Source organism: Dactylosporangium sp. NPDC051087, assembly GCF_055586325.1.
The window spans coordinates 87468-100137 of sequence record NZ_JBVJIJ010000025.1 but is presented as its reverse complement, the minus strand read 5'-3'; the positions used below and the strand labels follow the sequence as shown (position 1 = coordinate 100137).

At 74.5% G+C, this 12670-nt stretch carries 11 protein-coding genes; 9 read left to right on the top strand and 2 right to left on the bottom strand.

What is annotated here, in order from left to right; genetic code table 11:
- Nucleotides 1–107: 107 nt before the first annotated feature.
- Entirely contained in the window at nt 108–3338 is a 3231-nt protein-coding gene (locus ACZ6TV_RS39630) for a beta strand repeat-containing protein (protein ID WP_465303867.1), read from the top strand.
- A gap of 72 nt (nt 3339–3410) precedes the next feature.
- Here ACZ6TV_RS39630 and ACZ6TV_RS39625 read toward each other — a convergent pair whose 3' ends face one another.
- Nucleotides 3411–3974: a hypothetical protein gene (locus ACZ6TV_RS39625; RefSeq protein ID WP_465303865.1), complete on the bottom strand. Its 564-nt coding sequence runs from the start codon at nt 3972–3974 to the stop codon at nt 3411–3413.
- Nucleotides 3975–4055: 81 nt separating this feature from the next.
- A complete protein-coding gene (locus ACZ6TV_RS39620; RefSeq protein ID WP_465303863.1) occupies nt 4056–4691 on the bottom strand; it encodes a HEAT repeat domain-containing protein in 636 nt (211 codons plus the stop codon).
- Between the two features lie 298 nt (nt 4692–4989).
- Here ACZ6TV_RS39620 and ACZ6TV_RS39615 point away from each other — a divergent pair, with 298 nt between their 5' ends.
- From ACZ6TV_RS39615 to ACZ6TV_RS39580, 8 genes are read left to right on the top strand one after another with little or no spacing between them, the layout of a single operon-like run.
- Nucleotides 4990–5478 (top strand): hypothetical protein, encoded by a 489-nt coding sequence (locus ACZ6TV_RS39615; RefSeq protein WP_465303861.1) that lies wholly within the window; start codon nt 4990–4992, stop codon nt 5476–5478.
- Nucleotides 5475–6413: an LLM class flavin-dependent oxidoreductase gene (locus ACZ6TV_RS39610; RefSeq protein ID WP_465303859.1), complete on the top strand. Its 939-nt coding sequence runs from the start codon at nt 5475–5477 to the stop codon at nt 6411–6413. The genes ACZ6TV_RS39615 and ACZ6TV_RS39610 overlap by 4 nt, the downstream gene beginning before the upstream one ends.
- Nucleotides 6414–6426: 13 nt before the next feature.
- A complete protein-coding gene (locus tag ACZ6TV_RS39605) occupies nt 6427–7737 on the top strand; it encodes an amidohydrolase family protein (protein ID WP_465303857.1) in 1311 nt (436 codons plus the stop codon).
- 36 nt (nt 7738–7773) lie between these two features.
- Complete coding sequence (locus ACZ6TV_RS39600) at nt 7774–7956, top strand: hypothetical protein (protein ID WP_465303855.1); 183 nt, start codon at nt 7774–7776, stop codon at nt 7954–7956.
- A complete protein-coding gene (locus ACZ6TV_RS39595; RefSeq protein WP_465303853.1) occupies nt 7950–9125 on the top strand; it encodes an FxsB family cyclophane-forming radical SAM/SPASM peptide maturase in 1176 nt (391 codons plus the stop codon). The genes ACZ6TV_RS39600 and ACZ6TV_RS39595 overlap by 7 nt, the downstream gene beginning before the upstream one ends.
- Complete coding sequence (locus ACZ6TV_RS39590) at nt 9122–10147, top strand: radical SAM/SPASM domain-containing protein (protein WP_465303851.1); 1026 nt, start codon at nt 9122–9124, stop codon at nt 10145–10147. Before ACZ6TV_RS39595 ends, ACZ6TV_RS39590 begins: the two co-directional genes overlap by 4 nt.
- Nucleotides 10131–11600, top strand: a complete 1470-nt coding sequence (locus ACZ6TV_RS39585; RefSeq protein ID WP_465303849.1) for a radical SAM protein — start codon at nt 10131–10133, stop codon at nt 11598–11600. The genes ACZ6TV_RS39590 and ACZ6TV_RS39585 overlap by 17 nt, the downstream gene beginning before the upstream one ends.
- Nucleotides 11593–12663 (top strand): aKG-HExxH-type peptide beta-hydroxylase, encoded by a 1071-nt coding sequence (locus ACZ6TV_RS39580; protein WP_465303847.1) that lies wholly within the window; start codon nt 11593–11595, stop codon nt 12661–12663. The genes ACZ6TV_RS39585 and ACZ6TV_RS39580 overlap by 8 nt, the downstream gene beginning before the upstream one ends.
- Nucleotides 12664–12670 lie beyond the last annotated feature (7 nt).

Sequence of the window (12670 nt, the reverse complement as noted above, 5' to 3'; positions counted from 1 at the left end):
ACCTGCACGGACAGCGCCGGGAGCACTAGCGGCAAATCGGAGTAAATCCGAACTTATTGGTCTACGTTACGGGGTGACACCAGCAGGCCGGCGTATCGGGGGGCACCATGTCCATCGCGTTCCGGGCATGGGCCGGGGCCTTCGCCGCCACCCTGTTCGTCCTCTCCTCCGCGGTCGTCGTGACCCCGGCACGGGCACAGCTCCGCGCGGTGCCGGTCGTGCTGGCCGCCGACGCGCCGGTCGTGGCGGGCGTGAGCCCGACGACGGGCCGGGCGGGCACGACGGTCACGATCACCGGCACCGACTTCACCGGCGCGACCACGGTCACGTTCGGCGGGGTCGCGGCGGCATCGGTCGTCGTGAACAGCGCCACGCAGGTCACCGCGGTCGCACCGGCGCACGCCGCGGGCCCGGTCGAGATCGTCGTCACGACCGCGCTGTGCGGGCCGTCCAGCGGTGGCCCGCAGTTCACCTATGCGCCGGCGCCAGTCGTGTCGTCGCTGTCGCCGACGTCCGGCAGCACCGCCGGCGGCACCTCCGTCACGATCACCGGCACCGGGCTGACCGGCGCGTCGGCCGTCACGTTCGGCGGGGTCAACGCCACCTCGTACACGGTGGACAGCGCCACCCAGATCACCGCCGTCGCACCGGCCGGCACCGCGGGGGCGAAGGACGTCGTCGTCACCACGCCCGGCGGGGACTCCGCCGCGAGCCCGTTCACGTACGCCGTGTCGGCGCCGACGGTGTCGCTGCTGTCGCCGACGTCCGGCACCACGCTCGGCGGCACGTCCGTCACCATCACCGGCACCAACCTGACCGGCGCGTCGGCCGTCACGTTCGGCGGGGTCAACGCCACCTCGTACACCGTGAACAGCGCCACCCAGATCACCGCCGTCGCACCCGCCGGCACCGCCGGCGCCAAGAACGTCGTCGTCACCACCCCCGGCGGCAGCTCCACCGCCGCCAGCTACACCTACGTCGTGCCGGCGCCGGTCGTGTCGTCGCTGTCGCCGAACACCGGGTCCACGCTCGGCGGCACGTCGGTGACGATCACCGGCACGGCCCTGACCGGCGCGACGGCTGTCACGTTCGGCGGGGTCAACGCCACCTCGTACACCGTGAACAGCGCCACCCAGATCACCGCCGTCGCACCGGCCGGCACCGCCGGTGCAAAGAACGTCGTCGTCACCACCCCCGCCGGAGCGTCGAGCGCGGTCAGCTACACGTACCAGCTGCCGCCGGCGCCGGTGCTGACGTCGCTGTCCCCGACGACCGGGTCCGACCTGGGCGGCACCTCCGTGGTCCTCACCGGCACCGGCTTCACCGGGGCGACCGGCGTCACGTTCGACGGGGTCAGCGGCACGTCGATGACGGTCAACAGCGCCACCCAGATCACCGTCGTCAGCCCGGCGCACGCCGCCGGGGCCGTCGACGTCGTGGTCACCGGGCCCGGCGGCACGGACACGGCGGTGGGCGGGTACACGTACACCGCCCCGGCCGCGCCGGCCATCACCAGCATGGCCCCGTCGTCGGGACCGGAGGCGGGCGGCACCAGCGTCGTGCTCACCGGCACCGACTTCACCGGCGCGACGGCGGTGACGTTCGACGGGGTCAACGCGACCTCGTACACCGTGGACAGCGGCACCCAGATCACCGCGGTCAGCCCGGCGGGGACCGGCCCCGTCGACGTGGTCGTGCAGACCGCCGCCGGGTCGTCGGCGAGCGGGGTCACGTACCAGTACCTGCAGCCGCCGATCCTGTGCTGCTCCTCGCCCAACTTCGTCAACGTCTCGGGCGGGGCGACACACACCGTCACCGGCATCCGGCTCGGCACCATCACGAAGCTGACCGTCGACGGGGCCGACGTCCCCTTCACCGGCATCAACATGACGAGCTTCACCTTCGTCTCACCGCCGCACGCGGCCGGCGACGTCGACGTGGTCGCCACGGGACCCGGCGGCGAGTCCAACGCCATCGTGCTGCACTACGACGAGACGCCCACGATCACGGCCATCACGCCGAACATCGGATCCGGCGGCGGGGACACGGTGACGATCACCGGAACGAACCTCATCGGCGTCCTGGGTGTCTGGTTCGACGGCAACTCCTCGGACATGAGCACCCTCAACGTCGGCCACACCGACACGTCGTTCACGATCACGACGCCGGCCCACCCCGACGGGGTCGTCGACGTCGTCGTGGACGCCTACGGCGGCTCGGACACCCTGACGAACGGGTACACCTACATGACCGCCCCCTTGGTGCAGGCGGCCGGCGTCAGGTACGAGCTGACCCCGGAGGCGGCGAGCGCGTGCCTCGCCGCGCCGAGCGTGACGACCCAGCCGACGGCGCAGACCGTCTCGTCCGGCAGCCCTGTCACGTTCACCGCCGCCGCGTCCGGCAACCCGACGCCGACGGTGCGGTGGCAGACCTCCACGGACGGCACGACCTGGACCGACGTGCCCGGCGCGACCAGCGGCTCGCTGACGTTCACCCCCGTCGCGGCCGACACCGGCAGGCAGTACCGCGCCGTGTTCCACAACAGCGCGGGCGGAGACGCGACGAGCAACCCGGCGGGCCTGACCGTCAACCCGGGCGCGCCCGACGCTCCGGGCGGGGTCGTCGCCGCCGCGGCGGTGTCGTCGGTCGTCGTCACGTGGACAGCACCGGCCACGCACGGGTCACCCGTCACCGGATACCTCGTCACGGCCGACCCCGGCCCGGCGACCTGCACGGCCACCGCCGCGGAGACCTCGTGCGTGCTGGGCGCGCAGGCCGGGACGAGCTACTCCGTGTCGGTCGTCGCCACGTCCGCCGCGGGCAACTCCGCCGCCGCGACCGCTCAGGCCACCGGCACCCCGACCGCGCCGGTCGTGCCGCCCGCGCCGCCGGTGACCGACCTGACCCTGACGACCGACAAGGGCAGCATCAGCACCGCCGAGCCCGGCCAGCAGATCGTCATCATCGGCACCGGCTTCGCGGCCCACTCGACCGCGACGATCACCATCTACTCCGACCCGCAGGTCCTCGGCACCGTCCTCACCGACGGCGCCGGCAACTTCAGCAAGGCCGTCACCGTGCCGCCGTCGCTCGCGGCGGGCGCGCACACCCTGGCCGCCCAGGGCGTCGACCCGGACGGCAACCCGCACGCGATGAAGCTGGCCATCACCGTCGCCGCCGCCACCTCCGACCTGGCCGTGACCGGCGCCCCGGTGACCGGCGTCGCCGCGACCGGGCTGGTGGCGCTGCTGGCCGGCATCCTCGCGCTGCGCCTCGGCCGCCGGCCGGAATGGCGCCGGCCGCGGCACCGCACCCCGCACCGGCCCGCCCGCGCATGACCGCCGCCGGTCGCCGGGCCGGCGCGGGCACCTGCTGATCCGCGCTCCGGCCCGGCGTGAGCCGGGGCCCGTTCAGCCGCCGTCGACGCCCGCGTCGCCGGGGCCCGGGTTCGACGGGAACTGCGGCTGGACCTGCGGGCTGCTGACGGCGATGTCGGTGCACGAGCCGCAGCCCTCGACGAGCAGCGCCACCGCGACGAGGGCCAGCAGCGCGGCGATGCCGCCGCCGTTGCCGGTGGCCTGCCGTTCGGTGAGGCCGATGCCGTGCAGGGCGGCGGCCACCGAGCGGATCCGCTCGACGTCGGCGCTGCCACCGCTGACCAGTTCCAGCGCCTGGGTGAGCACCTCGGGGTGCTTCTGGATCGCTTCCCGGATCAGCTCGCAGTCGCGTTCGGCACGGCCGAAGTCCACCGCCGCCGGGTCGACGGCACCGAAGTCGACCAAAGCCCGGTCCACCGCGAACGCGGCGCCCACCGACGTACGGGTGACGCCGCTGTCCTCGCGGACGCCCGCCGTCGTGGCCGAGAACTGCATCTTGAACATGTGCCGCAGACCCGTCGCGGTGGTGTCGAAGACGCCGGGCGTGGACAGGAACACGCCGTCGGTGCTGACCTGGCTGCGTGGTTGCTTGGGCATGGCTCGCTCCCCCTCTGGGTGTCGCCGACCGGCCGCGGTGGCCGGTCGCGTCACCGAGTCTCGCGGCGGCGCGCGGGGCGTTTACGAGTCCGAACGGAACTGGCCGCCGGCGAGCCGGCGGATGTGCGGGTCGGGGTCGGCCCTCAACACCGTGACGGTGGCGGCGATCCTGGCCGGATCGACCGCGAGCTCGGTGACGAGACCGTAGATCGCGTACCCGCGGGTGTCGTCGTCCTCGTCGAAGGCGAGCGCCTCCAGCGCGGTCACGGCGGCGTCGTCCGGCGCGGAGGGGTCGACGAGGCAAGGGATCGCGGCCGCCACGTGGAAGCGGACGAAGTCGTCCGGGTGGCTCGCGTGGCGCAGGACCGCGGGCAGCGTCTCCGGCAGGTCGGGGTGGTAGCCGGCGGCGGACACCGCCCAGCCGAGCACCACCGGGTCCTCCTCGCCGGCGAGGAGCTCCAGCAGGACCGGCAGGTTGCCGCGGCGCAGGTGGTCGGCGGCAGGGTCGTTGCCGCCGGCCTCGCGCAGGACGCGGACGCCGAGCTCGCGGCGGGCCGGGTCGGGGTCGCGGGCCAGGGCCCTGGCGGTGGCGAAGACCTCCGGGGTCGCGCGCAGATGCAACGCGACGAGATGCTCGTAGTGCCACCCGGGGTCGTCGTCGCGCAGCTCCGCGGCGGCGCCGGCGAACAGCTCGGCCGTCGTCGCGTCCTCGGTCACGGATCGCACGGTACGGCGCCGGCGCGGCCCGCACGACCGGTTTACGAACGGGTCGCCCGGACGGCTCCGGCCCGCGCCGCGACACCCGGTCAGCGACGGCCCGTGCCGCCGGGTCCTGTCCGTCAGTGCACCCGTGACCGGAGCACGTCAGGCGGAGGGGAGCACGCGACATGGGAATCCTGGACCATGCGCGAAGGTGGCAGATCGAGACGCGGGTCCTGCGTCAGCTGCGCGCCCAGGACCCGGGCCTGGATCTGCTCAAGCAATGATGCCGCGGCCCAACCACCGGGTGAACCAGGTGACGGGCCTGGGGGCGTTCCTGCGCGGGACGGACAGCCGGATCGCCGACCCGGACGGGCCCGGCGACCGGGGTGACCCGGCGACGCGACGGGGCGCCCTCGTGCCGCCGGGCGCGCCCGGGTTCGCCGCGTGCCTCGAGCCCGGCGTGCGCGACCTCGTCCTCACCGTGCTCGACGCGTGGGGCTGCCTGACGTACTCCTCCTGCGAGGGACACCCGGCCACCGACGGACGGTCGCCGGCGCCGTGCGAGATCGGCATCCTGCCCCGCGACGACGAGGAACTGCACCGCATCGAGCGGCGGGGCCGGCGGCTCGCCGCTTCGGTCACGGCCGCGTCCGTCGAGCTGCTGTGCGAGACCACGCCGTTGACGTCGCCGGTCGGCTCGCACCCCGCCGTGCAGCTCGTCTTCTGGCCGAGGCACGGCTGGGACCGCTACTTCGCCGAGCTGAGCGGCGCCGTGGCCGAGGCGCGGAGGTGCCTGTCGTGACCGGGTACCCGATCCGGGCCGGACTCGGGCTGGGCCTGTTCCCGATGTGGGACGACGGCGCCGAGTTCGCCACCATCGTCACCCACGCGGAGCGCTCCGGGTTCGACTCGTTGTGGTTGTCCGAGCACCTGACCGGGCCGACGCCGGCGCCGCTGCCGCAGCTCGCGTACGCCGCCGCGCTGACGACCCGGATGCGGCTGGGCACCAGCGTCACGGTCCTCGCCGGGCGCAGCCCCGTCGACCTGGCCAAGACGCTCGCGACCGTCGACCGGCTCAGCGGCGGGCGGCTGCTGCCGATCTTCGGCCTGGGCGTCGCCGAGGCGGCCGAGCACCAGGCGTTCGGGATCGAGCGCACCGCCCGGGCCAGGTGGGTCGAGGAGGCCCTGCCGCTGCTGCGCCGCATGCTGCGCGGCGAGCGGGTCACCCACGCCTCGGCCCTTTTCGAGCTGGACGACATCGGCATCGGCATGTCGGCGGCACGCCGCGAACCCGACCTGTGGCTCGGCGGGCGCACCGACGCCGAGCTGCGCAGAGCGGGCCGCCTCGCCGACGGATGGCTGGGCAGCTTCGCCGCGCCGGCGGCCGTCGGCCGGGCCATCGGCATCGTGCACGAGGCCGCCGGGGAGGCCGGCCGCACCGTCGACGGTGACCACTTCGGTGTGCTGCTGCTGTACAGCGACAGCCCGCGCCGCCCGCAGGAGGCCGCCGACCTGCTCGCCCGGCGCTACCCCGGCGAGGACCCGCACTGGCTCTGCCCGGCCGGGCCGGACGCCCTCGCGGAGGTCCTGGCCGCGCACGCCGACCAGGGCGCGTCGAAGTTCGTCGTGGTGCCGGCGGCCCGGCCGCGGAGCTGGCCGGACGAGATCGACGCATTGCGCGCGGCGCTCGCGCGACCGCTGCGGGACATCCGCGCGCGGGCCCGGCATCACGTCTGAAAGGACCACCGTGGTGACACTGCCGATCATCGACGCCGACGCTCATGTCGTCGAGCCGTTCAGCCTGTGGCGCGAGCGGATGCCCGCACGGTTCCACGACCGGGTGTGGCGGCGCGAGGTCGACGCGGACGGGCGCGAGACGCTCTACCACGACGGCCGGCCGCTGAGCGTCGAGTGGACCACCGGCACGCTGAGCACGCCGGGCGCGGTCCAGGAGGGCGGGCGGCTCGACATCGACATCGACACCGAGGTCGACGAGGGCGTGCGGGACCCGCACCGGCGCCTCGCGCTGATGGACGAGCAAGGGATCGCGGCCAGCGTCCTGTTCCCGTCGATGATGCTCGGGCTCGCCGATGTCCACGACGTCGAACTGCAGGTGGCGTACGCGCGTGCGTACAACTCCTGGATCGCCGAGTTCTGCGCGGCGGACCCGGTGCGGCTGCTGTGGGGCGGGGTGCTGCCCACCGCCGACCTCGCGGTCGCCGCCGAGGTCGCGGCCGAGTGCCTCGACCGCGGCGCCCGGACCGTGATGGTGCCGCCGATCCTCGACGCGGCGAAGACGTCGCTGGCGGACCGGGCGCTCGACCCGCTGTACGCGCTGCTGCAGGAGGCCGGCGTACCGCTCGTGGTGCACGCCGTGAATCCGGCGAACTCGTGTCTCGACATCGCCGGACACCTCCGCGGGCGCATCCAGTGGCAGATGGGGTACTCGTTCCAGGCGCAGCTGGCGACGTTGCACGTCCTCGAGTCGGGTCTGCTCGACCGGTTCCCGGGGCTGCGGATCGGGTTCTTCGAGGGCGACCTCGGGTGGGTCCCGCACTGGTTCGAGCGGTTGCAGGCGACGTTCGCCAAGATGGCCCTCGTCTCCCGGCGGCTCGCCGAGCCGGTGCGCGAGACGTTCCGCCGGCAGTGCGTCATCTCGGCGGACATGAACGATCCGCTGCTGGCCGAGACCGTGCGGTATCTCGGCGCGGACCGGGTGCTCTTCGCCAGCGACTGGCCGCACCACGACGGCACCTGGCCCGACCCGATCGTCGCGGTCCGCGACCACCCGGAGCTCACCGACGCGCAGCGGCGCGAGGTGCTCGTGCACGCGCCGGCGGCCTTCTTCGGCCTGGACGTCGCCGATCTCGCGCGTCGCTCGGGCGCCGCCGTGGACGCGCCGGTGGCCGGCGTGCCGCCGCTGCTGCCGCACGGCCGCGGCCCGGCCATCGCCGGCACACCCGTTCCGTCAACGAAGCAACCGCCGGCAGGTCCGTCAGTGAAGCAACCGCCGGCAGGTCCGTCGGTGGAATCAACCGCCGGTATGCCTGTCCGTCAGTGAGAGCAGCAGCAGTCAGTGAAGACGGAGGAGAGAGCCATGGAAGAGATCCAGGACCGCGCCACCGACCTCGCCGACCTCGCGCAGGGTGAGGCCGCACAGGAGCTGGCCGACAGCGGGGAGTCGGCGCTCGCCGCCGCGTTGCGCCGGGCCCGGGAGGAGGACGGCGAGCTGCGGGCCGGCCACCAGAGCTACAACAAGCACTCGTCCAACCCGTGGTAGTGCCGGACCGGCAGCCGACCCCCATCGCCGAATACGTGGTGAAGGTTGCCAGCCGCTGCAACCTCGACTGCGACTACTGCTACGTCTACCACCACGCCGACCAGGGCTGGCGCCGCCAGCCGGTGATGATGGCGGACGGGGTCGTCGCCGCGCTGGCCGCCAGGGTCCGTGAGCACGCGCAACGCTGGAAGCTTCCCGCCGTGGGCATCGCCTTCCACGGCGGGGAGCCGCTCCTCGCCGGCGCGCGGACGTTGGACCGCATGTTCACCGTCCTGCGCCGCGAGCTGGCCGGGGTGACCGAGCTGGTGCTCATGTGCCAGACCAACGGCACGCTGGTGACCCCGGCCGTCGCCGCGGTGCTGGCCGAGCACGACGTGCGCGTCGGCGTCAGCCTGGACGGGCCGAAGTCCGCCAACGACCGGCACCGCACCTACCGGGACGGCCGGTCGAGCTTCGAGGAGGTGCTCGCCGGGATCGAGCGGCTGCGCGCCGCCGGGCCGCGGGTCTTCTCGGGCGTGCTCGCCACCATCGACCTGGCCAACGACCCGCTCGAGGTGTACCGCACGATCGCCGGGCTCGACCCGCGGCACTGCGACCTGCTCCTGCCGCACGGCAACTGGTCGTCGCCGCCGCCCGGCCGCGACACCACGGGCACCGGCACCCCGTACGCCGACTGGCTCGGGGTGATCTTCGACAGCTGGTACGCCGAGCCGGTGCAGCCGCTGACCATCCGCATCTTCCAGGACACGATGAGCCTGCTGCTGGGCGGTGGCGGCGCGTTCGAGATGCTCGGCACCGACCCGGTCGGGCTGGTCACCATCGAGACCGACGGCTCGATCGAGCTCGTCGACACGCTCAAGACCACGTACGACGGGGCCGCCTCGACGGATCTCAACGTGCTCACGCACAGCATCGACGAGGTGCTCTCCCACCCCGGTGTCGTCGTGCGCCAGGACGGCAAGGAGTCCCTGGCGGCGCAGTGCCTCGCCTGCCCCGTCGTGGACACCTGCGGAGGCGGTCTCTACCCGCACCGCTACGGCGACGACGGCGGCTTCGACCGGCCGAGCGTGTACTGCCCCGACCTGTTCGCGCTGATCACGCGCATCCGCGACCGGATCGGCGACGACCTGCGCACCCTCGCCACCGCCGGGCAGGGGGCCGGGCGATGACCGGCGTGCGGTTCGGCGACTTCGTGCAGATCATGCTCACCGAACGCTGCAACCTGCGGTGCACGCACTGCGCCGTGCCCGAGGAGGACTCGCCGGCCGGCGCCGAGCTGCCCACCGCCGCCTGGCTCCGCTTCATCGACACGCTCGCCGCGGCGGGGGTCCGGGCGCTGACCGTCTCCGGCGGCGAGGCCCTGCTCCGGGACGACGCCTGCGTCCTGCTCGAGCACGCGCTCGACGCCGGGATCGCCCAGGTCACGCTGATCACCAACGGGCTGCTCGGCCGCCGCACGATGCGGGCGCTGACCGACGTCCAGCGCCGGCATCACCGGCTCGGTGTCCATGTGAGTCTCGACGGCGCGGGCCCGGCCACGCACGACTCGATCCGCGGCCGTGGGACGTTCCGGGCCACGCTGGCGGCGCTGGAGCGCTTCCGCGCCGGTGGCGGCCGGGTCACGGGCGTCCACACGGTCGTGCACCGCGGCAACGCCGGCGAGCTCGCCGCGATGGTCGAGCTGGTCCGGTCGCTCGGGGCGTCGGTGTGGACCGTCTTCCCGGTGGCCGCCCTGGGCCGGGCCGTCCGCTGCGACCTGGAGAGTCTCGACGCCGAGCAGTGGGCCGCGCTGACCGTGTGGCTCATGGCCGCCCGCGCGGAGCACGGGCTCGACATCGGCCAGATGGGCCCGGTCATCGGCGACGACTGGCCCACGACGCTGCCGGTGCAGCCGCGCGGCCGGTTCCCGATCAGCCACAACCTGGTCGTCGGTCCGGACGGCGCGATGGTGACCTGCCCGCCGCTGCGTGACCGGCCGCTCGGGCGGGTGGCCGGCGAGCCGGACCCGGCCGGGTTCGAGGCCGTCCGGCGGCGTGGCGCGGCCCTGACCGCCCGGGTCTGCGGTGGCTGCTCCTTCCGGTTGCTGTGCACCGGAATGGACGACCGGCTGCCGTGGACGGTCGCGGACCCCGGCGGAGTCACCGCCGCCAGGCCCGGGGAGATGGTAGGTGCCCATGCCGGCCTGGATTGAGCCCGCCCGGCGGCTGCCGCCCTGGGCGCTGGCAGCCACCCGGCAACCGCCGCCGCGCGGCGTCCTCGGCGCGGACGGTGTGCGCTGGCGGGCCGCGGGCCCGGACTGGGTCGGCGTCGAGCACACCACCGGCGGCTGGGCGATGCTCAGCACCGCCGAACGATCGCGGCTCGAGGCCGCCGCCGGCTCGGTCGTGGACCTGTCGGGAGCGGACCGCTGGGCCGTCCCGCTGTGGCGCCGCGGCCTGGTCTCGCTCGACGGCGAGACGGCGCTCGGCGCCGTGGACTGGGACGCCTGCGTCGAGCAGACCCGCGAGCATTACGGCCTGATCCTGGTGCTCAACTCGGGATGCAACCTGGCCTGCACCTACTGCTACCTCGGCCATGCCGCGCCGGGCGGCCAGAACGACGCCGACCCGGGTCTCGTCACGGCGGCGCTGGACGCGGCCATGCGCCGTCCCGAGGCGACGATCCTCGTCGACTTCGGGGAGATCGCCGCCGCGCCGCGACTGTTCCGGACGGCACTGGCGTACGCCCGCCGCCGCGCCGACGAGGCCGGCAAGCACCTGCGGGTCGCGGTCCAGACGAACGCCACCACGCTCGGCGACGACCTGCTGGACCTGCTGGTGGGCAACGACGTGCTGATCGGGGTCAGCCTCGACGGTCCGGCGGCCCTGCACGACCAGGCGAGGACGCTGCGCAGCGGCCGCGGGACGCACGCGAAGGTCGCCGGCGCCCTCGCCCGGTGCCGGGACCGCGGCCTGCCGTTCCATCTCATCGTGACGGTCGGCGCCCACAACGTGGCGCGGCCGGACGAGGTGCTCGACGAGATCGCCCGGCAGGCGCCGGCGAGCTTCCTGTGCAAGCCCGTCCTCGCCCACGGGGAGGCCGGCGCCGGCTGGCGTGAGGTGGGCGCGTCGCCCGCCGCGATCGCGCACTTCCTCCGGCGCACCGTCGAACGCGCCGCCGGCAGCGGCCTCGGCATGCTCGACCAGTCGGCCGGCAAGTTCCTCGCCCGGATGCTCGGCGACCCGTACGGCTGGCGGGACGGCTGCACGTCGCGCCACTGCGGGTCGGGGCGCAGCCTGCACGTGCTGAGCGCCCGCGGTGAGGTCCACGCGTGCCCGCGGTTCGTCACCCCCGGGCAGGGCGCCAAGGTCGACGGCCGGACCGTGGGGCTGCAGATCCTCAAGCGTGCCGGGACGCTCGACCACGCGCTGCACACCGCGCCGCGGACCTGCGGGGGCTGCCCGTGGCTGCGCAGCTGCGGCGGTGGCTGCACGCTGTCGGGCCAGCACGGCGACTCGGGTGTCGTGCCGCTGCCCGACGAGCACTGCGCGTCGTACACGGCCCAGCACGAGGAGATCGTCGCCAGGCTGCTGCCCGCGCTCGTGTCCGGGGGCATCCCGCTGGACGGGCCGCTGGCCGGTGCGAAGGTCGTGACCGGTGCGTGAGCACGCGGGGCTGCCCGGCGCCGACGCCGTCCTGGCCGGCGACGCGTGCCCCGGGCCGTGGCTGGACCGGTGGTGGGCCGGGGAGTCCGCGCTGCGGACGGCGGCGCTGCGGCGCGCCGCGGACATCTACAGCGATCACTGGTGGAGTGTCGCCTTCGCCCTTGACACGCCGGAGACCTTCGCGGCGCTGCGGCACCCCGTCGCCGGGATGCTCGGCCGGTCGCTGCTCGACTACGACCGGCCGCTCGACCCGGACGCCGTCACCTCCGCCTATCCGATGGCCATGGCGATGCTGGTCGAGGCCGGCGAGGTGCGTCTGGACCGGGTGTCGGGCTGCGCCTACCTGCCGGGGTCGCGGCTGGCACCGCCCGGCGCGCGGCCGCTGCCCGTCATCGGTGAGGGCACGTGGACGATCGAGATCAACGCCTGCGACCCGCTGCTGGCCCGCTTCGCCGACCCGCGGGACGACCTGTCCGCCACCCGGGCCCTCTGGGCCGGGGTCGGCGCCGCCGCCGGTCAGGTCCTGCGCCGGGCGGGATCCGACGCCGCCGCCTCCGTCGCCGCGCTCACCCAGGTACTGGTCCCGCTGCGGCAACGCGACGGGCGGATCATCGGCCGGCCGGAGTTCGAGATCCAGAGCTGCTCGGTCTCGTCGGCGCCGGGCGTCATCTACGCGTCGCTCGGCCGGCCCGACCCCTGGTACACCGCCGAGGTGCTGGTCCATGAGGCGACGCACCAGCTCGTCGAGGTCGTCGCCGCGCTGACACCGCTCACCCAGGACGACACCGTGCGGCTGCCGTCGCCCTGGAAGGACGAGCCCCGGCCGCCGGCGGCCGTGCTGCACGGCATCGCCGCGTTCGGTGCGGTCATGCGCTTCTGGCACCGGGCGGGACGGCTGCCCGACGCTCCCCCGGTGGCGCCGCACGAGGCGGCCCGCCGCGCCGCGCAGGTCCTCACCGCCTGCGCGACGGCCCGGTCCGCCGCCCACGCGTACACCCCGGTCGCCCTGGCGATGATCGAGCAGCGGGCCGTCGAGGCCGCCGGCGTCCTCGACGGCCGGTGACCCCGGC